The 19,912-nt window shown below is 39.0% G+C and carries 21 protein-coding genes; 15 read left to right on the top strand and 6 right to left on the bottom strand.

What is annotated here, in order from left to right; all coding sequences use genetic code 11:
• Positions 1 to 74: 74 nt before the first annotated feature.
• The 3 genes from ACWATA_RS14850 to ACWATA_RS14840 all read left to right on the top strand — a co-directional run bounded on the left by ACWATA_RS14850 (position 75) and on the right by ACWATA_RS14840 (position 3,131).
• Positions 75 to 407, top strand: coding sequence for a metal-sensitive transcriptional regulator (locus ACWATA_RS14850; protein WP_013056612.1), 333 nt, complete (start codon positions 75 to 77; stop codon positions 405 to 407).
• A 14-nt stretch (positions 408 to 421) separates the two neighbouring features.
• Complete coding sequence (gene copZ / locus ACWATA_RS14845) at positions 422 to 628, top strand: copper chaperone CopZ (protein ID WP_099330866.1); 207 nt, start codon at positions 422 to 424, stop codon at positions 626 to 628.
• Positions 629 to 713: 85 nt separating this feature from the next.
• The gene (locus tag ACWATA_RS14840; RefSeq protein ID WP_473049931.1) at positions 714 to 3,131 is read left to right on the top strand and encodes a heavy metal translocating P-type ATPase; all 2,418 of its coding nucleotides are present in this window, start codon (positions 714 to 716) and stop codon (positions 3,129 to 3,131) included.
• Positions 3,132 to 3,268: 137 nt separating this feature from the next.
• Here ACWATA_RS14840 and ACWATA_RS14835 read toward each other — a convergent pair whose 3' ends face one another.
• Complete coding sequence (locus ACWATA_RS14835) at positions 3,269 to 3,697, bottom strand: YhfM domain-containing protein (protein WP_014460513.1); 429 nt, start codon at positions 3,695 to 3,697, stop codon at positions 3,269 to 3,271.
• A gap of 228 nt (positions 3,698 to 3,925) precedes the next feature.
• On the opposite strand from ACWATA_RS14835, the gene ACWATA_RS14830 reads away from it, so the two are divergent.
• From ACWATA_RS14830 to ACWATA_RS14815, 4 genes are all read left to right on the top strand, one after another.
• Positions 3,926 to 4,483 (top strand): YdhK family protein, encoded by a 558-nt coding sequence (locus ACWATA_RS14830; RefSeq protein WP_473049930.1) that lies wholly within the window; start codon positions 3,926 to 3,928, stop codon positions 4,481 to 4,483.
• A 212-nt stretch (positions 4,484 to 4,695) separates the two neighbouring features.
• The gene (locus ACWATA_RS14825) at positions 4,696 to 6,003 is read left to right on the top strand and encodes an MFS transporter (RefSeq protein ID WP_028413683.1); all 1,308 of its coding nucleotides are present in this window, start codon (positions 4,696 to 4,698) and stop codon (positions 6,001 to 6,003) included.
• Between the two features lie 293 nt (positions 6,004 to 6,296).
• A complete protein-coding gene (locus tag ACWATA_RS14820) occupies positions 6,297 to 6,476 on the top strand; it encodes a hypothetical protein (RefSeq protein WP_028413682.1) in 180 nt (59 codons plus the stop codon).
• 140 nt (positions 6,477 to 6,616) lie between these two features.
• Positions 6,617 to 6,937 carry a 2Fe-2S iron-sulfur cluster-binding protein gene (locus ACWATA_RS14815; RefSeq protein ID WP_014460509.1) on the top strand — a complete coding sequence of 107 codons (321 nt, stop codon included), beginning with the start codon at positions 6,617 to 6,619 and terminating at the stop codon, positions 6,935 to 6,937.
• Between the two features lie 224 nt (positions 6,938 to 7,161).
• Here the strand turns inward: ACWATA_RS14815 and ACWATA_RS14810 are convergent, their stop codons facing one another.
• Positions 7,162 to 7,728, bottom strand: coding sequence for a peptidoglycan-binding domain-containing protein (locus tag ACWATA_RS14810; RefSeq protein ID WP_033578741.1), 567 nt, complete (start codon positions 7,726 to 7,728; stop codon positions 7,162 to 7,164).
• A 380-nt stretch (positions 7,729 to 8,108) separates the two neighbouring features.
• On the opposite strand from ACWATA_RS14810, the gene ACWATA_RS14805 reads away from it, so the two are divergent.
• Both ACWATA_RS14805 and ACWATA_RS14800 read left to right on the top strand, forming a co-directional pair.
• Positions 8,109 to 9,272 carry a YibE/F family protein gene (locus tag ACWATA_RS14805; protein ID WP_487725552.1) on the top strand — a complete coding sequence of 388 codons (1,164 nt, stop codon included), beginning with the start codon at positions 8,109 to 8,111 and terminating at the stop codon, positions 9,270 to 9,272.
• Positions 9,269 to 10,051 carry a YibE/F family protein gene (locus ACWATA_RS14800; protein ID WP_462857125.1) on the top strand — a complete coding sequence of 261 codons (783 nt, stop codon included), beginning with the start codon at positions 9,269 to 9,271 and terminating at the stop codon, positions 10,049 to 10,051. The genes ACWATA_RS14805 and ACWATA_RS14800 overlap by 4 nt, the downstream gene beginning before the upstream one ends.
• A 168-nt stretch (positions 10,052 to 10,219) precedes the next feature.
• Here ACWATA_RS14800 and ACWATA_RS14795 read toward each other — a convergent pair whose 3' ends face one another.
• Positions 10,220 to 10,921, bottom strand: coding sequence for a hypothetical protein (locus ACWATA_RS14795; RefSeq protein WP_155010197.1), 702 nt, complete (start codon positions 10,919 to 10,921; stop codon positions 10,220 to 10,222).
• Between the two features lie 72 nt (positions 10,922 to 10,993).
• Positions 10,994 to 11,680 (bottom strand): hypothetical protein, encoded by a 687-nt coding sequence (locus tag ACWATA_RS14790; RefSeq protein ID WP_228307684.1) that lies wholly within the window; start codon positions 11,678 to 11,680, stop codon positions 10,994 to 10,996.
• Positions 11,681 to 11,972: 292 nt separating this feature from the next.
• Between ACWATA_RS14790 and ACWATA_RS14785 the strand changes: the two genes are divergently transcribed.
• The 4 genes from ACWATA_RS14785 to ACWATA_RS14770 all read left to right on the top strand — a co-directional run bounded on the left by ACWATA_RS14785 (position 11,973) and on the right by ACWATA_RS14770 (position 16,574).
• The gene (locus ACWATA_RS14785) at positions 11,973 to 12,323 is read left to right on the top strand and encodes an ArsR/SmtB family transcription factor (protein WP_028413676.1); all 351 of its coding nucleotides are present in this window, start codon (positions 11,973 to 11,975) and stop codon (positions 12,321 to 12,323) included.
• A 15-nt stretch (positions 12,324 to 12,338) separates the two neighbouring features.
• Positions 12,339 to 13,637, top strand: coding sequence for an arsenical efflux pump membrane protein ArsB (locus ACWATA_RS14780; protein ID WP_049164184.1), 1,299 nt, complete (start codon positions 12,339 to 12,341; stop codon positions 13,635 to 13,637).
• A gap of 267 nt (positions 13,638 to 13,904) precedes the next feature.
• Complete coding sequence (locus ACWATA_RS14775; RefSeq protein WP_226556210.1) at positions 13,905 to 16,058, top strand: DNA topoisomerase III; 2,154 nt, start codon at positions 13,905 to 13,907, stop codon at positions 16,056 to 16,058.
• A gap of 117 nt (positions 16,059 to 16,175) precedes the next feature.
• Entirely contained in the window at positions 16,176 to 16,574 is a 399-nt protein-coding gene (locus tag ACWATA_RS14770) for a PaaI family thioesterase (protein WP_033578746.1), read from the top strand.
• A gap of 4 nt (positions 16,575 to 16,578) precedes the next feature.
• Here the strand turns inward: ACWATA_RS14770 and ACWATA_RS14765 are convergent, their stop codons facing one another.
• Positions 16,579 to 17,208 (bottom strand): NUDIX hydrolase, encoded by a 630-nt coding sequence (locus ACWATA_RS14765; RefSeq protein ID WP_473049929.1) that lies wholly within the window; start codon positions 17,206 to 17,208, stop codon positions 16,579 to 16,581.
• Between the two features lie 136 nt (positions 17,209 to 17,344).
• Here ACWATA_RS14765 and ACWATA_RS14760 point away from each other — a divergent pair, with 136 nt between their 5' ends.
• Positions 17,345 to 18,034: a DUF421 domain-containing protein gene (locus ACWATA_RS14760; RefSeq protein ID WP_228123063.1), complete on the top strand. Its 690-nt coding sequence runs from the start codon at positions 17,345 to 17,347 to the stop codon at positions 18,032 to 18,034.
• A 119-nt stretch (positions 18,035 to 18,153) separates the two neighbouring features.
• Positions 18,154 to 18,414, top strand: a complete 261-nt coding sequence (locus ACWATA_RS14755; protein ID WP_205689695.1) for a hypothetical protein — start codon at positions 18,154 to 18,156, stop codon at positions 18,412 to 18,414.
• Here the strand turns inward: ACWATA_RS14755 and ACWATA_RS14750 are convergent.
• Positions 18,357 to 19,874 (bottom strand): peptide chain release factor 2, encoded by a 1,518-nt coding sequence (locus ACWATA_RS14750; protein WP_029714861.1) that lies wholly within the window; start codon positions 19,872 to 19,874, stop codon positions 18,357 to 18,359. The genes ACWATA_RS14755 and ACWATA_RS14750 overlap by 58 nt on opposite strands.
• Between the last annotated feature and the right edge of the window lie 38 nt (positions 19,875 to 19,912).

Below are 19,912 nucleotides of genomic sequence, written 5' to 3'. Positions count from 1 at the left end.
AGCAGAAGCCAGCTTTTCGCTTTACATAGGGTAGGGGGGTATAGTATCATGAAGTTATGAAGGGAGGATGTTAGATGGTCGAAGCGAATCACATGAATAGTGAAGAAAAATGTTGTACGATAAATAGTGAAAGAAAAAGTCACCATTCTCCAGAAGTGAAAAAAAACCTAACAAGCCGATTAAATCGAATTGAAGGACAAATTCGAGGAATTAAAGGATTAATTGAAAAAGATACGTATTGTGACGACGTGATTACTCAAATCGCAGCTGCGCAGTCTGCTTTGAATAGTGTAAGTAAAATTTTGCTTGAAGGTCACTTGAAGCATTGCATTGTAGAACGTGTGCAAGATGGTGATGAAGAAGTAGTGGATGAATTATTAACAACCATTAAACGATTAATGAAATAAAGGAGATGCTAGAAATGGAAAACGTAACATTATCAGTACAAGGAATGTCTTGCGGTCATTGTGTCAAAGCTGTTGAAGGCAGCGTAGGCGAACTTAATGGCGTTAAAAGCGTAGAAGTAAGCTTAGAAGATGCAAAAGTAACGGTTGCATTTGATCCAAGTCAAGTAACGGTCGAAGATATTAAAGAAGCTATTGATGACCAAGGTTATGACGTAGCATAAACAGCATCGCGTGCGAATACCTTCGCACGCTTGATTTAGGAGAAAAATATACCCCTTGTAGGTATATAACAGGAGGCGAAACGCGGTGAGTGACAAACAAAAAGAAGCCACCTTGCAAATTACGGGTATGACATGCGCAGCGTGTTCTAACCGGATTGAAAAAGGGTTAAAAAAAATAGAAGGTGTAAAAGAAGCAAACGTGAATTTGGCTTTGGAAAGATCTACTATCATATTTGATCCGTCTAAAACAAGTCCACAGGCCTTTGAAGAAAAAATCGAAAAGCTTGGGTACGGAGTTGTAAGTGAAAAAGCCGAATTTGCTATTACGGGCATGACGTGCGCCGCTTGTTCGACTCGTATTGAAAAAGGGTTAAACAAATTAGAAGGCGTGACAAAGGCAAGTGTTAACCTTGCTTTAGAAACGGCTTCTGTTGAATACAGCCCTTCTCAAATAGATCCGCAAGACATAACGCAGCGAGTTGAAAAGCTTGGATACGGAGCCAAGCTAAAGTCAGAAGAAAAAGAAGAAGAGCAAAGCTACAGAGAAAAAGAACTGAGTAAACAAAAAGGAAAGTTTTGGTTTTCATTTATTTTAAGCGTACCGTTATTATGGGCAATGGTTAGTCATTTTACGTTTACGTCGTTTATTCCTTTGCCTCATATGCTGATGAATCCATGGGTTCAGCTCGCTTTAGCTACGCCTGTTCAATTCGTCGTAGGGAAGCAATTTTATATAGGTGCATTTAAAGCTCTTCGTAACAAAAGTGCCAACATGGATGTTTTAGTAGCACTAGGTACAAGCGCAGCTTATTTCTATAGTTTATACTCTTCTCTTAAATCGCTTGGCTCATCTGCTCATACTACTCAGCTTTACTATGAAACGAGTGCTATATTAATTACGCTGATTCTTTTAGGGAAATTATTTGAAGCCAATGCCAAAGGCCGTTCTTCAGAAGCAATTAAAAAGATGATGGGTTTACAAGCTAAAACGGCCGTTGTAGTAAGAGACGGAGCGGAAATTGAAATTCCAGTGGAAGAAGTGCAAAAAGGCGAAGTTATTTTTATTAAACCCGGTGAAAAAGTACCTGTAGACGGAGAGATTATTGAAGGACAATCGGCTTTAGATGAGTCCATGCTGACAGGGGAAAGCGTACCGGTAGATAAAAGCATTGGAGATAAAGTAATTGGAGCCACACTCAATAAAAATGGTTTTCTAAAAATAAAAGCTACAAACGTTGGAAAAGAGACGGCGCTTGCGCAAATTATTAAAGTAGTAGAAGAAGCGCAGGGGTCTAAAGCCCCTATTCAGAGATTAGCTGATTATATTTCAGGTATATTCGTGCCAATTGTGGTTGGAATTGCTCTTCTTACGTTCTTTGTCTGGTACATTTGGATTGTGCCTGGCGAATTTGCACCGGCTTTAGAAAAGCTTATCGCCGTATTAGTGATCGCATGTCCATGCGCATTAGGTTTAGCTACTCCAACTTCCATTATGGCGGGGTCGGGCCGCGCAGCAGAATTTGGTATTTTGTTTAAAGGCGGCGAGCATTTAGAAGCGACGCATAAAATCGATACGATTCTTTTAGATAAAACGGGAACTGTTACAAATGGAACGCCTGAGCTAACCGATGTACGTATTGCACAGGGCTACGAAGAAAATGAGCTATTACAGTTAGTTGCATCAGCTGAGCGTTTATCGGAGCATCCTCTAGCTCAAGCACTCGTAGCAGGTATAAAAAATAAAGGTATAGAAATTCAAGATCCGTTATCTTTTGAAGCGATTCCAGGGCATGGAGTAAGGGCAACTGTACAAGAACGAGAGCTGTTAGTAGGAACAAGAAAGCTTATGAACCAACATAAAGTGAATATTGATGCAGCTTTAGAAGAAATGACAAATTTAGAACGAGAAGGAAAAACGGCCATGCTCGTTGCTCTTGACGGAAAATATGCCGGCATGCTTGCTGTTGCAGATACCATTAAAGCAACTTCTAAAGAAGCAGTTTCCAGGTTAAAAGAAATGGGCTTAGAAGTGATGATGATTACAGGTGATAATTGTCAAACAGCTCAGGCTATTGCGATGCAAGCGGGTATTGAGCATGTTATAGCAGAAGTGTTGCCAGAAGGAAAAGCAGAAGAAGTGAAAAAGCTTCAGCAGCAAGGTAAAAAAGTCGCAATGGTAGGAGACGGTATTAACGATGCTCCTGCACTTGCGTTAGCTGATATTGGAATGGCCATCGGAACAGGAACGGATGTAGCGATGGAAGCCGCTGATATTACGCTGATGCGAGGAGACTTGATGAGCATTGCAGATGCGATTGAAATGAGTAAAAAAACGATTTCTAATATTAAGCAAAACTTATTCTGGGCAATGGGCTACAACACCCTTGGTATTCCAATTGCAGCAGTTGGGCTGTTAGCTCCTTGGGTCGCTGGAGCCGCGATGGCCTTTAGTTCTGTATCGGTTGTATTAAATGCACTGCGATTGCAGAGAGTGAGGCTATAAGATATGAAAAAGTGGATCATCTCAGCTATTTTGTACGTGCTCGCAGTCATAGCAGTATATGCTATGTGGGCAATATAAACTAAAAAATATTGGAGTCATCGAGCCACTCTCGGTGAAAGTGATGTAAAACAAAGCTGCTAAAGAATATTCTTTAGCAGCTTTGTTAGGTGCAAGGAATTTTTTTGGCTTAATTCATACCCTTTAAGATGAAGGTCCTCGGGATACTTTTGATGAGCAATTAACACATCGCGTCCATCATCCATAATCCAAATGAAATAATGACGGCTAGAACCATCTCCATAGGTAATGGTCATTTTGCAATCAATACTCCCAGCAGATTCTTCATCTAAGAGAATGTTCATATGCTGTGCCTTTTTTATACTATTGGTGAATGCATTTATATCTTGTTCATCGATAAATGTTTTGAGCGTTTTCATTTTAATGGACGTTACTTCTATTTTTTGTACGCTGGATGAGAGCGTGGAGTGTGCAGAAGCAAAGGGGGCTCCCATCACCAAGCTAAACGCAAGTAAGAGTGAGGATAGAGCAAAGCGTATTTTTAGCATGTTTCTTTCCTCCTTTTATTTTTATACTTTTTCCTTGTGGTAAGTGTTTCATACGAAGGCCTTTTTTAGGCACAGGAATTTTTCGTACCCAATTACCTTCATCTTCACAAAATCTGCACAAAGTCTGGCTACAATAAAGAAAAGTAGAAGAGTAGGCAAAGATAAGTTGTTTTTAAGGATTAAATGATTTTTATTTTAAAATTTATTATGTGGAAAAGAGGGACTGTTATGAAAAAACAGCTATTTATTCTTGGTGCATCTGTCATTATTGGACTAAGCGGATGCGGAAACGATTCTAGTCATGAAAAGCCTTCAACTGACAAAAACGAATCCATGCACGATCATTCAGAGATGAATCACTCTAGTTCAGGAGAGGTTCCAAAAGGATTAAAGCAAGCTGAGAATCCAACATATAAAGTTGGAGATAAAGCCGTTATAAAAGCAGATCATATGAAAGGCATGAACGGGGCTGAAGCAACAATTGTTGGTGCTTACGCCACTACGGCCTATACCGTTTCGTATACGCCAAAGACTGGCGGAAAAAAAGTAAAAAATCATAAGTGGGTTATTCAAGAAGAAATAAAAGATGCGGGTAACGAACAGTTAAAGCCAGGTAGCGAAGTGACGCTTGAAGCAAATCATATGAAAGGTATGAAAGGGGCAAAAGCAACGATCGATTCAGCCGAAAAAACAACGGTATATATGGTAGACTACACGCCGACTACAGGCGGAGAGAAAGTGAAAAATCATAAGTGGGTAACGGAAGATGAGCTTTCAGCAAAATAGACTGTTAGCGAGAAAAAAGGCTGGACAAAAGTATTTTTGGTGAAAGAAGATCCGAACGATGAATCAAGATTCTTGATTGAGAATCTCGATTCATTGTTCGGATTTTTTATGGGTATGGTGAGCTTAGATTTTATGTAGTGTCTTCTAGCTGTGGTATTAAGTAGAATGCTACGGTAATAAAACGAACAAACTACTGATGAAAGGAGCTAGCTATGAGTGAACATACAGTAAAGCGAACAGGACGCACACGATGGTTCATTTCATCTTTGTTAAGCAGTATGATTATTTTAAACTATTTTGATCGTGTAGCGGTGTCAGTGGCCGCTCCTGCAATACAAGATGCATTTCACTTAACGGGAACAGAGCTTGGAATTGTCTTTTCTATTTATACGTATTCTTATACGATCATGCAAATACCTGCTGGAAGCTTGCTTGATCGGTTCGGAGTAGCATGGGTGACAAGAGTCGGTATGGTTATTTGGAGTTTATTAACGATGTCGATGGCTTTTTTGCAAGGAAAACTTCTTCTCTATATTGTCCGGTTTTTAATAGGAATAATGAGTGCTTCCGCATTTCCGGCAGCATCAAAAGCTACGTCGCTATGGTTTCCTCCAAACGAAAGAAGCTTACCAAATTCTTTGTTTGATTCAGCGGCCAAATTTTCAAATGTACTTGGCGCGCCTCTTGTAGCATTTCTCATCACCAAATTTGATTGGCGCACAGCATTTTTATCCATTGGAATTATAAACGTGCTGTTTACGCTGCTGTTTTGGTTTTATTACGAAAAGCCAGAAAAGCATAGACGCATATCAGATGATGAGTTGAAGTATATTCAAGAAAATAATTTAAATGCAAACGATGAGCAAACATCAAAATTTTTACATACCTTAAAAGTATTATTTACGAATCGGAAAGTTTGGGGGCTAATGATTGGGTTTACAGGCTATGGATATACGTTTAATTTACTGTTAACGTGGCTGCCAACTTTTTTAAAAGAAAAATACGGTATGGATATCATGTCATCGGGCCTGCTTACGGCAGTACCTTGGCTAATTGCTACATTTGCTGGCATTTTAGTTGGCGGCTGGCTTGTTGATTACCTTATAAAAAAAGGGTATAACAGTCAAAACGTATATCGTACGATCATTATAGTAGGGTTATGCTTAGGGTTTGTGTTTTTAGGCTCTATTTTCACCGATAATGTCGTCGTAGCGATGATTTGTATTTCGATTGGACTGGCAGGTATATCTGCAACGGCACCAATCGGCTGGTCTATTTCCGCTGAAATTGCGCCTGCAGGCTCTATTTCTCTTCTCAGTTCTATTGTTAATTTAGCTAATAATTTGTTTGGTGGAATTATAGCGACAGCTTTAACGGGATATCTTTTGGATAAAACTGGTTCTTTTAATCTAAGCTTTATTGTAGCGGGAATTGTATTGTTGCTAGGGTTAATTTTTTATATTTACGTGCTGGGAGATATTAAACAAATTAAAATTCCAAAAAATCAACGTACGAAGTAAAACCCCATGACTCGTTATGGGGTTTTACTTTTGATTATAAATAACGACCTTGCTCATGCATTTAGTCATGTGAAAAAGTCTAGTCTTCTGATCTGACGCTATTAAGAAAAGAAACAAGGTGAGTTTGTTTGTTTGAAACATGCGATAGGGACTTGTTTTAAAATAGCATTGTTGGTATAGCATGTTCTTAAAAAGGTTAAGATGGTTTTTATGAAGAAATTCTATGTCTATTTTTGTGATTTCAGCAGAAGTAGACATGAATCGCACTATAAAAAATAGAAAGGCAGAGGAACATGAATCATAAAGAAAGTGAAACCAATACTGAGTTAAATCAAAGTCATTTGTTAAAGGAACCTCAGCGCATAGAATTATCTAAGTACCAAATTTTAAAAGCACTGATACCTGTTATTATACTTGGGCTTGTCGTTTTAGTGGCCGTATTACAAAATGATGGTCTTCTTAATTGGATTTAGGCATGTAAAAGGAGCTTGCAACGTACAACAGACGTCGCAATCAGTAGAAATAATGGATTGCAACTTAGGCATGCAATAAAAAAACTGCATAGAGTGTAATTCAAATCGCTTGTACACAGTAGAGGGAAAGAGGGAGATACATGCCAAGAGTAACCGTTTTAGGACACGGAAGTTTTGAAGTGGAAAAAGGAAAAAAGCTTGTCTTGGCACTTGAAGACAATGGTATAAATATTCTTCATCGGTGCGGCGGAAAAGCCAAATGCACAACTTGCAGGGTAGAAGTGCTCGAAGGTGAATATTGTGACTTAACAAACGCAGAGAAAAATGCATACTCAGAAAGTTCAATTGAAGATCATTTGCGCTTATCATGCCAAATTCGTGTAAATGAAGATGTCACCGTTCGGCCAATACTAACGGTAGAAAGCTCAGGACGAGAAGCAGGACCTCGACCCGCAGAGTAGTCATGTAATTGCAAAAAGCAGCGTGTGGAATGTTTACATGCTGCTTTTTGTATGTTTACTTAAAAAAATAACAAGAACAGCTACGGGGAGTAGCAGCTGTTTTTGTTCAAGTAAAATACCTACGGAATGATTCCTTTAAATTTTAGCATTCTGTAAGGCGGGCAGTAAATCACTCAAAAGAGTGATTATAAAGGCTTTTTTCGAACCGTTATCTGCAAATAGATTTAATTGGATTCTTCAATCACATCTCCACTTTTGTAAATATGATACCAGCCTATGGTACCTGATCCCCCTTGATCCATCCAGTCTTTATTTTTTGCTACGAATCTATAGTAAGCTTTATCGTTGTTATCTTTCCGTAAGCGGTCGTCTGTACTGAAGACAATGTTGTCACCGAGTTCTTTTTTACCGAATGCAATAGCCGTGCTGACAGGAAATTGCTTTCTTTCTACCTTGTTCTCATCTAAAGCTGCCCATGTTAAGGGACCAACAATACCATCTGGAGACAAGCGGTGATCGGTTTGAAATTCTTTTACTACATTTTGCGTTCGCGTACCGAAAATTCCATCAACTGATGTGTTATACTTCACATCCTTTAAACTTTGCTGTAAGTCTCTTACGTAGCTAGAGTGGGAACCTTTACGAAGCGTAGGCCTCGTTTCTGCTTTAGCTTCAATTTTTTGTGAGTAGGCATCTTTAGCAGCTGCTTCAGTAGTTGGAGTGCTGAATGCTACGCATGTTGTTGCAAGCGTAAGAGTAGAAAGCATGACAAGTGTTTTTTTCGTTAACATGAAATAACCTCCTTGTTTTTAGCAACTATTTGTCGCTTTTCATGAGCTTTATAACTAATTAGTAGCTATAAAGTCAACTTATTATAGCGCAGCCAGTTTTCTATTTGTTTTTATATTCCTATGATTATATAAGATAGTCATAAAAAACTAGTGAAGTAGATAAATCGTTCTATGTTTTCACTATAATTTCATTTTTCTCTGATACAGTACGGAAGGGAAAAAACAGTAGGTTTAAGCGTCTTGTGTACTTGGAGTATGTCTTGCTCTATAACGCTCATAATAAACGAATGAAAAGACTGCAAAGGGAATTTGGATCTCTTTGCAGTCTCTTCATGTTCAAAAGCTCTGCGTTCAACTGATAACCAGAAAGGAAAGTATTTATGTCTACTTTGTATGCTCAGCACATAAGGAACCTTTTTTCGAAAATAAAGTCCAATAAGTCATCACGGAAACAAATTTTTCTCTACATATTAGGGATTTGCTGTTTGTGTATAGCGCTCGTTGTAACAAACCACAATTATTCTCTTTATAAAAAACCAATAGCTGAGGTAGTGAAGACGAATGTTGTAGAAAAAAACAAATCTGCTGATTTAAACCATAACAAAGATACCGTATACTCTCAGGAAATTGTTGCTAAAATAATGAACGGAAAATATAAAGGAAGGCTTATCCATTTAGAGAATACGTACTCGTATTCAGGTGCTTATGATCAAAAGTATACTGTCGGAACAGATCTTTTTGTCTCCTTAGAAAAGAATTCACAGCATGCTCTAAATGGAACGATTGAAGGAGTGAAGCGGGACAAGCAGGTTACCGCTGTCGCTGGTTTATTTATATTAATTTTGCTGGCTATTGGAAGAAAACAAGGTTTTTATTCAATCATTAGCTTATTTATTAATATTGTTCTTTTAATCGGGGCCCTCAATGTATATTTAGCACTAGGAAATGTGAGCTTGCTAGCTGTATGTATGGTAGCTGTCGTTCTTTTTACGGTTATTTCTTTGTTATTAGTAAGCGGTAATAAAGAAAAAACGCATGTAGCGATTATTTCAACTTTAATAGGTACATTTGTTTCTCTTTTAATCGCGTATGGTGTCATGCAACTGACAGATTCTAATGGCCTTCATTATGAAGGAATGGAGTTTGTAACGATTCCTCCTCAAAAAATATTTATGAGTGAGGTATTAATAGGATCTTTAGGAGCTGTTATGGATGTAGCGATTACGATTACTTCTTCTGTCTATGAACTATATGAAAAAAATAAAGAGATTGCGCGCAAAGATTTACTGAAATCAGGCAAAGAAATTGGCGGAGACATCATGGGAGCTATGACGAATATTTTATTTTTTTCATATATAAGCGGAACAATCCCAATGGTTCTTCTTTATTTAAAGAATGGCTCTCCTTTAGGATATACGTTTTCGATGAATTTCTCCTTGGAGTTAATCCGTGCTCTTACTGGCAGCATTGGTATTGTGTTAACGATTCCCATTACACTCTATCTTTCGATTCTTTTTATTTTTAGAAAGGGGAACAGAAAGTGAACGTTTTACTATTGCTTGCTCTTATTTTATTTATTCTGATGAGTATTGTGGGCGGAAAAAAAGGAATCCGGTCTTTCCTTGCGCTGTTCTTGAATTTTGGCGTTATTTTTCTCACCATTCTCTTTATGCTGTCTATAAAAAATACGATTGTTGTTACGTTAATCGCTTGTACAATCATTAGCTGCATTAATTTATTTTATATTAATAAATTCAATCATAAAACGCTTGCTGCGTTTGTTTCAACGATTATTACCTTAGCTGTTTTAGTACTCTTTATTTTTATTATTGAACATCATGCAATGATTCAAGGATTTGGAGAAGAACAGGAAGAAGAAATTAACGCTTTTTCACTTTATGTTGGAATTGACTTTGCTAAAATAGCCATTTGTACAATTATTATGGGTGCCATAGGAGCGATCATTGATATTTCGCTATCTATTTCGTCTTCTATGAATGAATTATTTGTTCATGATCCGTCCGTAACTAAAAAGAATCTCTTCAATTCTGGTTTGAAAATCGGAAGAGATATTTTGGGCACCACAACCAATACACTGTATTTTGCCTTTGTAGGCGGATATTTGTCGTTAATTATCTGGTTTAAGAGATTGTCGTATTCGTTTGGAGACATTATCAATTCAAAAACCTTTTGTGCAGAAGTCATTTCTATTTTAAGCGGGGGCATTGGTGTAGCCATTATTATTCCGATTACCTCTTGGATTAGTGCCTCTATTTTCTTACAAAAAAGAGAAAAAGGGAAGCAGTACAAGGAAATAAAGTAGAGAAGCGTATGGACAAATAAAAACAGAAAGTCATAAGAAACTGCCCCTCCAATGGTTAACCATTGGAGGGGCAGTTCAAATTAACCTCGGCCTATTTGTGGGATTTTGAGAGGAAACTAGGTGGAGGATGGGAGTTGTAATAGCATTAAGGATTATTCTCTATTTTTCTCACTGATAGATAATACGAAAAGGCCAAGAAGCAGAATTCACAGGAGAAGCAGCTTTTACAAGGACGGTCTCACCGTTAGCTGGAATTACATTTTTAAAAGCATAAATTCTACGTTCACCTCTTGGAGATCCAGGTCCTCTGGAGGTCTTTTGAGGTATAATATTTCGTTCGTTTTTTGGGTCAAGTATCCAGTGTACGTACCAAATCTGACGTAAAAATTGTCTATTTGTACTTTGCGGACGTTCATCAAATATACAGTGATTCACTTGGCCTGTCCAATATAGATATCGCCCGTTTCCTATATGCCATTCATCTCCTGACCGATATCTGATTCCTACACATTCACCGGGGTAGATAACATTGGGAATGTTGTAATGATTTTCTCTTTGGCAACTAGGGTCACTATATTGTGTATAAGGCGTAACTTCTACTTTTTCCAATTGATTTTTTCTAAAATACAAATATTGCTGCGTGACTTGCCCTGTCGTTCGGTTTACGGCTCGGTGGCTAAGTAGAATACCGTTATAAGTCTGTAACTTTGTGTTATCGATGCTTCTTGTAACCGTTAAGATACCGGCATTTGAGCTTATGACGCCCCCTACTAATCTTCCATTATGAACACAGTACCCGTTTCTGCAAGAGGCACCGGCATTAGCTCGATATAGAACTCCTACGCATGTCCCACTATTAATTAAAGTCAATTATATTCACCTCGCATTCCAACTTGTTTTATAGAAATAGCTTTCGAAAGTGCTTTTCGGTTGAAACTCTTTCTATAAATCATCCGGGCCGTATCGATAGGAAGGCTGTGTTTGAATAAAATAGCCATTTCGCACTTGAGCTATCCAGTTTTGAAATATTTCTCTCCATTCAACACGGTTAAAAAACTCATCAAGCGGCTTTGAAGAATCCCATTCAATGATAAAGAACGGAACTACTGATGGATTCCATACGCCTATACTATTGACACCTGATTCTTTGATAAGAAGTAAAGGCAGGCCTCGTTGGTAACCCATGCTTGGCTCTATTTGTAAAAACGGAGCACCTTCCCATGATGGTGGCGGAGGTGTACCGCCGGGAATATTCGTCATGGTATAATTGGCGAAGACTTGCTGCATATTCACCGCAATCAATCCATAGCTAGAGAGGATCATTCGGCGAACGCTTGTAATCGTTTTATTAGGATATTGCTCCGTATCAGGCAGTGTACGAGGGAAAAGAAGAGCACGTTCAATTTCATCAATTAAACGATTAAGAAATCTTGTTTGAGTAGCATTAAGCATAGAAGGGTGGCTGAGGAATACAGGGATTTTATAAGCTCTATCGGCTGTATTTTTTAAAGGGATTTTAGGGGCAGCAGAGGGGGATACTTTATCGTCTCTAAGAGAGTAAGGCTTGTCTACATAATATTTACCATCTTGCGGATTATAATAGGAATAATGTTTTTTAATCGTAATCATCCTTTCTTATTTTTCTCTATATTTTATTCAGATAGACAAAATAAGTATGTATGTTTGTCCAAGGACATTAGGAGCATTTTTACGAGAAAACATACCTATAGTATCGTATGCTAGATTTGACTTAAATTAGTAGGGAAAATACTTCCTTAAATCCAATCCTTAAACAACTACTAAATCACTTTTAGTTCACTAAAAAATTGTAAATCAGTTAGAAATCAATTATAGTAATGAAGCATTAATACATAAGCCCATTATTATACATCAGCTGAAAGGGAGTAGGAGGTGTTCATTAATGAGTACAAAATCTATAGATAGTATTGAAAAGGCAGCCCAAATCTTAAAATTGTTGGGGGATAAAACAAGGCTTTCGATGGTGAAATTAATAGAGAACAATGAATGCTGTGTGTGTGAATTCGTAGATATCTATCAAGCTAGCCAACCTTCAATTAGTCAACATTTGCGAAAATTAAGAGATGCTGAGCTTGTGAAGGAAAGAAGAAAAGGGCAATGGGTTTTTTATTCTCTTAATAAGGAAAGCCAGTACTATAAATTTGTTCTGGGTATACTTGAATCTGTACCAAGTCAGGACGAACGTTTAAAAGAGCTAGAAAAACAAGGACTGCGTATTAGTTGTTGTGAATAATTGGAGGTTTAAACAGTGGCATCGGTTGTACTAGCATCATTGATTTTTTTAGTAACACTAATTTTTGTCATTTGGCAGCCGAAGAATTTGTCAATCGGCTGGTCGGCTTGCGGGGGAGCTATCCTTGCTTTACTGGCAGGCGTTGTTGATTTTCAAGACGTTCTTGAGGTAACCAGCATTGTGTGGAATGCGACTCTTACGTTTATTGCTATTATTATTATTTCTTTAATTTTAGATGAAATTGGTTTCTTTGAATGGGCAGCGCTTCATATGGCTAGAGCTGCAGGAGGGAACGGCGTGCGTATGTTTGTCTACGTATCTCTTCTTGGAGCCGTTGTAGCAGCGCTATTTGCTAATGACGGAGCAGCTTTGATTTTAACACCCATTGTTTTAGCCATGGTTCGGGCATTAAAGTTCGACGATAAAATGGTTTTTCCGTTTATTATCGCAAGTGGATTTATTGCGGATACAACTTCGCTGCCGCTTGTTGTTAGTAACTTAGTGAATATCGTATCAGCCGACTTCTTTGGCATTAGCTTTTCTGAATTTGCATCACGCATGATTGTTCCAGATTTAGTTTCTCTGTTTGCAAGTATTATGGTCTTGTATCTGTATTTCCGCAAAAGAATTCCTAAGAAATACAATGTAGCAGATTTGCAGAAGCCAGTGGATGCCATCAAAGATGAAAAGATGTTCCGGCTATCTGGAATTGTCTTAGTTTTGCTAGTGCTAGGCTATTTAATTGGGGAATTCTTTAGCGTCCCCGTTTCGATCATCGCAGGTATTATTGCTATTCTGTTTTTGATGATGGCAAAAAAAAGCCGAGCGGTTCATACAAAAAAAGTGCTAAAGGGAGCTCCATGGGCGATTGTCTTTTTCTCTATCGGCATGTATGTCGTTGTATACGGCTTACGTAATGCTGGTTTAACAGAAATTCTGGCTGATGTGATCCAAGCAACGGCTAGTCATGGACTGTTTGCGGCAACAATTGGTATGGGATTCACTGCCGCTATTCTTTCATCAATTATGAACAATATGCCAACCGTTATGATTGATGCACTAGCAATCGATGCAACACACGCAGCTGGCACAATCAAGGAAGCGCTCGTTTATGCAAACGTCATTGGATCGGATTTAGGTCCGAAAATTACCCCGATTGGTTCTCTAGCAACGCTTTTATGGCTTCATGTTCTGTCAACAAAAGGCGTGAAAATTTCCTGGGGAACGTATCTTAAAACGGGTATTATTTTAACGATTCCGACCTTGTTTATTACGCTTGTTGGTTTGTATATTTGGTTGGTGATTATTTCATAACGCGTGCTAAAGGAGATTTGTTTTAGTCGATATGATAATGGCTGTTGCCAGAAAAATTCAGATGTGTATCGAAGCTGTAGAAAATGATCTACAGCTTTTTTTTTTTGAAAAGGTATAACGGAGAGCGACACGTTTTTAAAATGAGATACGTATTTCTCATCTAAGCTACTTTTCTCCTCAGTCATACTCCAACAGCTCTTTCTATGATAAAATAATAAAACTGACTAAGTTTCACATGGAAATTTGAAATGTAGGGTGATTAAATACATGAAGTTAATTATTGCAGAAAAGCCGGATCAAGGATCGACGCTCGCTTCACAGTTTAAGCCGAAGCGTCACGACGGTTATTTAGAGATTCCACCGAATGAAGTGTTTACAGACGGAGCATATGTAACGTGGGCAGTGGGGCATTTATGTCAGCTTGTAAGTCCGGAAGATTATAAGCCGGAGTGGAAAAAGTGGTCAATTGACACGCTGCCGATGATTCCAGACCGTTTTCAATATGAAGTGACGCGCTCAAAAGCGAAGCAGTTTCAAGTGGTAAAAAAGCTGCTTAAAAAGCCGACGGTCACAGAAATTATACATGCGGGAGATGCGGGGCGGGAAGGAGAATTAATCGTCCGTAATATCATCCAGCTCTCAGGTGTGCATAAGCCGATGAAACGGTTGTGGATTTCTTCTTTAACACCAAAAGCCATTTATGATGGATTTCAACAGTTAAAAGACGAAAGCGACACGCGCAACCTTTATTATGAAGCATATACAAGAGCATGTGCGGATTGGGTCGTTGGGATGAATGCTTCACGCGTGTATAGCATCTTGTTAAAAAAGCATGGCATGTCAGATGTTTTTTCAGCAGGACGCGTGCAGACACCAACGCTTGCTTTGATTGTAAAGCGTGAAAAAGAAATTGATAATTTTAAATCAGAGCCTTTTTGGGAAGTGCTTGCTAAGTTTGATATTGAAGGAAAGAAGTATGAAGGCAAATGGCATCAAGACGGAGAGTCGCGTCTTAAAGAAAAAGAAATGGCGTATAAAATTGCTCAGTTTTGCGAAGGCAAAGACGCGGAAGTTCATGAACTCGTAACGGAGCGAAAAGAGTTCCAGCCGCCTTTGTTATTTAACCTATCGTCACTTCAAGCAACCGCGAATAAAGCGTTTAAGTTTTCTCCTAAAAAGACGCTTGATGTGCTGCAAGGGCTGTACCAGAAGGGAATTGTTTCTTATCCGAGATCAGACTCAAACTACGTAACAGAAGGTGAAGCAGAAACGTTTCCTGAGATTTTAGAAAAGCTGAGTGCTTTTTCTGAATACGAACATTTATTTCCGCTTCCTTACTCTTCAATTCTAGGAAATAAACGCTATGTAAATGCAAAAAAAGTAAGCGATCACTATGCGATTATTCCGACGGAACAAGTGAAGGACCCTAGTAAACTGTCAGGAGATGAACAGAAAATTTACGACTTAGTCGTAAGACGGCTAATTGCGGCACACTACGAAAAAGCGATTTTCGACTACACAACGATTACGACACTTGTGGAAAAGCGAGCAGCTTTTATTTCAAAAGGAAAGCAGCAAATTCAAGAAGGCTGGCGCAAAGTAATTTTTCAAAATGAGAAAGATGACGACGTTATTCTTCCTAATGTTCAAGAAGGCGAAGAAGGAAAAGTTATTAAAGTAGACGTAAAAGAAGGCAAAACACAGCCTCCAAAACGCTACACCGAAGGTCAGTTGATTACACTGATGAAGACAGCGGGTAAGCATTTAGATAACGATGAGCTGGAGAAAATTCTAGCAAAGTCAGAAGGGTTAGGAACAGAAGCTACGCGTGCTGGAATCATTACAATGCTTAAAGATCGTAAATATATTGATGTGAAAAAAAACCAAGTGTTTGCGACTGATAAAGGAAAGGTATTGATTGACGCGATTGGAGATAAAATTTTAGCTTCACCAGAAATGACGGCTAAGTGGGAGCAGCGTCTAGCTGAAATTGGAGAAGGAGCAGCATCGGCCGCTGCCTTTATGGAACAAACAAAGAAACTGTCAGCTAAAATTATTGAAGACGCTGTCGAAGCAGAAAGCAAGTGGAACTTCAGCGGATATGACACTGAATCCATTCAGCGAAAAGGTAAGGGAAAAGGTAAAAATTTTTCTTCTAAATCGTTTGGTTCATGTAAGCTTTGCGACGGAAAAGTAGTCGATAAAGGCTCCTTTTACGGATGCTCAAACTATGCAAAAACAAAATGCACGTTTACCGTATCAAAAAAGATTTTAGGTAAAACAGTTACTCAAGCTAATTTAAAAAAGCTGTTAAGCGAAGGACAGACAGATTTGATTGAAGGTTTTAAAAAAGGCGACAAGACTTTTAACGCTAAGTTAGAATGGAAAGAAAACAAAGTACAGTTTTTATTTGAAAAATAGAGAAATAAAAAGCGCTTGCTAAAGATAAAGAGCAGGCGCTTTTTGTATGTAAAAACAGGATTTCTCCAGCCTTTCTAGAATTTCCTACATAGCTTATTTATGTAAAGGATGAGATTAATGAAACGAACGAGTAAAGGGATGATTCCGTTTTGGGATTATATTGGCATTGAAGAAACGCTGCTTGAAAAAGGATATGCAGAGTTGAAAATTACGATTCAACCGCAGCTTCTGCAAGGAAGAGGAACGGTTCATGGAGGCGTTATTGCCACGCTTATCGACGCGGCTGTTGGTTCGGCTGTGCGTTCTTCTCTTTCTGAGGAGGAAAGTGCCAGTACAGTTGAGTTAAAAGTAAATTACACAAGGCCGGGTATAGGCGAATATTTAGTTGCAAAGTCTACATTGTCTCACCGCGGCAAAACGCTTGCTGTTGGAGAAGTGAAAATTGAAGACAGCAGCGGCAAGCTTGTTGCGCTTGGCAGTGCAACATATATGATTTTTTTAGCAAAAAAAGCTTAGGATTCTAAGCTTTTTCTGCTGAATTCAGCTGCTGACTAATACATGCAATAATTGTTTTATAGTAAGCTTTGGGATGGGGAGCCAATTCACTTTTATATGCTGTACGGTGAATTGGCTCTTTTTCATTTGTTATCCCTTCAATGATCAGTTCTGTTTGATTTCCAAGCCACAGTTCGCAAAAGTGAGAAAAAGGCGCTTTTACAAGGCCTGATACTTCTTCTTGCTGCAACGTAAACGCACTAAGAGGGTGAGAGCTGTAGTATAAAAATACATGTGCAAATTCTTTATCAACATAGTGCGGCTGAGATACTTCGTATTTAAAGACATCTAAAGGAAGCAATTCATCAAATGAAATGTTGACGCCGAGCTCTTCGTGAATTTCTCTTACACCGTCCTCAGCGGTTTCTGTATGAAGCAAATGTCCGGCAGCTGTGATATCGAGTGCACCGGGGTAATCTTGCTTTTGCTCGCTGCGAATTTGGAAATAAATATAGTCTATATCATTTTCGCGGCTGACAAACCAGCAGTGAAACGCTTCGTGCCAATAGCCTTTTTCATGAACTTCTTTGCGAGACGCTGTTCCTATGCGCTGCTGTTGGTTGTTAAATATGGTTAACACTTCATCGTTCATCATAAGTCCCCCAATTTGTTTCCTACTTCTTTCTACTCTAACCTGCCGTGAAAGGTATGTAAATAATGGAAGATGAAAATCTGCTTTGATACATACAAATATGCACAAAATAAAAGATACATCAATTTTAGTAAAGAAGGTGCATGCGTTGAATCATTGGATGGAAGTAGTACTTCGTTCGGTGCTGATTTTACTTGGCTTGTTTTTTATTACAAAGCTGTTAGGAAAAAAACAGTTATCCAAACTTTCTTTTTTTGAATATATCGTTGGCATTACGATTGGAGATATTGCGGGAACCATTTCAATGGACGTAGATTTACAGGCAAGTCATGGGGTAGTCGCGATTTTAGTGTGGGCATCGTTTCTTATTTTTGTCTCAAACGTATCGTTAAAAAGTATTAGCTTTCGAAAAGCGGTGGAAGGGACGACGACGATCCTCATTAAAGAAGGAAAAATTCTTGAGGAAAATGTAAAAAAAGAAAAATATACCGTAGATGAGCTCATGGAACAGCTTCGGAAAAAAGACATCTTTTATGTGGAAGACGTAGCTTTTGCCATGCTCGAAACAAACGGCGAATTAAGCGTGCTGTTAAAAAAAGAAAAGCAGAACGTTACGCGTGAAGATTTAGTACTGAAAGAAGAACATACAAGATTACCTCAAACGATTATCATGGATGGAAATATAATGAAAGAAGCGGTTCATGAGCTGGGGTATAGCGTAGCGTGGGTTAAAGAACAGCTCAAAGAGAAAGGTGCTGCAGTCGACAAAGTATTTTTAGGGCAAGCAGACTCAGCGGGTCATCTCTATCTTGATTATTATGAAGACTGAGGCTAGGACAAACGTATTTTAGCCCAAGTGAAAAACGAACCACTAATCAACATGTTGAATAGTGGTTCGTTTTTTTGTGATGGTACATATCGTTTTATCTGTTTCGTTCCCTCTAGCAGTTGATTGGAGGGCAAGGTAAAGGCTCCTGCGGAAAAAGCGGATCAGGTGAGACTCCGCAGGAGCGCAAGCGACGAGGAGGCTCAGCGGCCGCCCGCGGAAAGCGAAGCCTTACACGGAAATCAACTGCGGTGTCACAAGCAGTCCAGCTCATGTATCTCATTTGTTCGTCTTTAGGCTGGATTCACTTCGTTATATCTCAACCTCAGCGAGGATCTACTTCTTCCCCGGATTTTATGTCGATTACTTTAAGGTTATTTTGAGGTGCTTTAATATCTTTACTTGCAGGCGCTGCTTTTTTATTTTCTACCCAGTCTACTAACAAATCAAAAGATTGATGAGCATATGGGAGCAGGGGCTGAAGCTCTTGATTTGGATCCGTTTGTTTATTCCACACTAAGCTATCAACGTGATTTCCGTTTTTCACAGTATAAAGGCGATGAAGATTTGCCTTGCCAGCTTTTTTAACGAGTTTTTCATAGCCTTCGGCGTGAATAGACGGGAAGATAAGTGAATCGAGAGAGCCAGTCATACTGATAAGAGGCACATCGATATCGCCCGTATTTTCTACTTTTGCTACATTTTCTTTTACGCTTTTTGGACGGGTTTGATAGCGATAGTTTTCAAAGATGTAGTCCCATGAACGGTCGCGCAGGCCTGATGAAGTAAAGTTTAAATAGTTGTGCCAGTTTGTTCTTCCTGGAGCTGTCGGATCAAAGTGGTCACGGTAAATGTTTAAAGTGACCGCCCAGTACACTTGATCATGATAACTCCACAGTTTTTCTGATCCTTTCGGAAGGCCGGCTTTATACATTTGTTTAATAGCTTTTTTCTGCTCTTTTCCCGTTCCGTACAGCGCTTCTTCTGCGTTGTTTACAACCGGTGTTAGTGAGCTGATTAAATTTGGCGCTTTTGCACTCCACAATACGCCTTCCCAATCGACGCCTCCATCAAATAAACGAGGCTCTTTGGTTTGTTTTGGATCGTCGTGTTCAAGTGCATATCTGACAACGTATCCGCCGTTTGAAATGCCAATTGCATACGTGGGTACTTTATGATCGTTGCGAATCAAATCGCTTGCAGGGTTTTTTCGATTAGCCGGATTGATTAGTTTGTCTGAGTAATGAGTAGTCAAGTATTGCTGAGCTGCTTTTGTCATTTGACGATAGCGCATATTCCATTCTGCTACGCTGTCGTCTTCATTAGCAAGCGCATTTTTTACTTTAGCAAAAGGATCGGTAGGATCACTTTCTCCTTGTGTTCCTTTATCAATTGCAGCAAACGCATAGCCTTTTTTAAGAACGTAATCGCTGAATAATAAATCGGTGGACGTTTCGTTGCGCGTAGCAGGAATGCCGGCTACCACAAGTTTTCCATTCCAGTTATCAGGAACCCGGATGACGAACTGAGCGTCTTCAAAAATTCCATTTACTTGCGTTCCTTTAACCGCAGCGGGCTGATTGATTCGATACCAGCCTGATTCATTTTCAGCTTTTCCCCAGTTATAAGGAGTAAGCCCGATGTTTCCATAGAGCGTAGCCTGCTGATATTGAGCCGGGTTTTTAGTCGTCAGCCAGTTCCCGTTCGCTCCGTCAAAATAGGTTTCTGCTGATTGATCAGCATTTGGAATGACATCTGTTTTGTTAGCAGCTTCAGCAAGAGATCCTGAAGCGGAAAAACAAAGAGCAGCAGAAAAAGTAAGCGCTATCATTTTTCGTTTCACGTTTCTTCCTCCTCATGAAAATACTCATACCTTTTAAG

The organism is Priestia sp. USM5 (assembly GCF_058323215.1).
The sequence above is the reverse complement of the archived record's forward strand: the minus strand, read 5'-3'. Positions and strand labels throughout refer to the sequence as shown.

What these genes read in the sequence shown, in the direction of transcription:
- ACWATA_RS14850 (WP_013056612.1), top strand. Translation starts at nt 75, where the DNA reads ATGGTCGAAGCGAATCACATGAATAGTGAAGAAAAATGTTGTACGATA.
- copZ (WP_099330866.1), top strand. Translation starts at nt 422, where the DNA reads ATGGAAAACGTAACATTATCAGTACAAGGAATGTCTTGCGGTCATTGT.
- ACWATA_RS14835 (WP_014460513.1), bottom strand. Translation starts at nt 3,697, where the DNA reads ATGCTAAAAATACGCTTTGCTCTATCCTCACTCTTACTTGCGTTTAGC.
- ACWATA_RS14830 (WP_473049930.1), top strand. Translation starts at nt 3,926, where the DNA reads ATGAAAAAACAGCTATTTATTCTTGGTGCATCTGTCATTATTGGACTA.
- ACWATA_RS14825 (WP_028413683.1), top strand. Translation starts at nt 4,696, where the DNA reads ATGAGTGAACATACAGTAAAGCGAACAGGACGCACACGATGGTTCATT.
- ACWATA_RS14820 (WP_028413682.1), top strand. Translation starts at nt 6,297, where the DNA reads ATGAATCATAAAGAAAGTGAAACCAATACTGAGTTAAATCAAAGTCAT.
- ACWATA_RS14815 (WP_014460509.1), top strand. Translation starts at nt 6,617, where the DNA reads ATGCCAAGAGTAACCGTTTTAGGACACGGAAGTTTTGAAGTGGAAAAA.
- ACWATA_RS14810 (WP_033578741.1), bottom strand. Translation starts at nt 7,728, where the DNA reads ATGTTAACGAAAAAAACACTTGTCATGCTTTCTACTCTTACGCTTGCA.
- ACWATA_RS14805 (WP_487725552.1), top strand. Translation starts at nt 8,109, where the DNA reads ATGTCTACTTTGTATGCTCAGCACATAAGGAACCTTTTTTCGAAAATA.
- ACWATA_RS14790 (WP_228307684.1), bottom strand. Translation starts at nt 11,680, where the DNA reads ATGATTACGATTAAAAAACATTATTCCTATTATAATCCGCAAGATGGT.
- ACWATA_RS14785 (WP_028413676.1), top strand. Translation starts at nt 11,973, where the DNA reads ATGAGTACAAAATCTATAGATAGTATTGAAAAGGCAGCCCAAATCTTA.
- ACWATA_RS14775 (WP_226556210.1), top strand. Translation starts at nt 13,905, where the DNA reads ATGAAGTTAATTATTGCAGAAAAGCCGGATCAAGGATCGACGCTCGCT.
- ACWATA_RS14770 (WP_033578746.1), top strand. Translation starts at nt 16,176, where the DNA reads ATGAAACGAACGAGTAAAGGGATGATTCCGTTTTGGGATTATATTGGC.
- ACWATA_RS14765 (WP_473049929.1), bottom strand. Translation starts at nt 17,208, where the DNA reads ATGATGAACGATGAAGTGTTAACCATATTTAACAACCAACAGCAGCGC.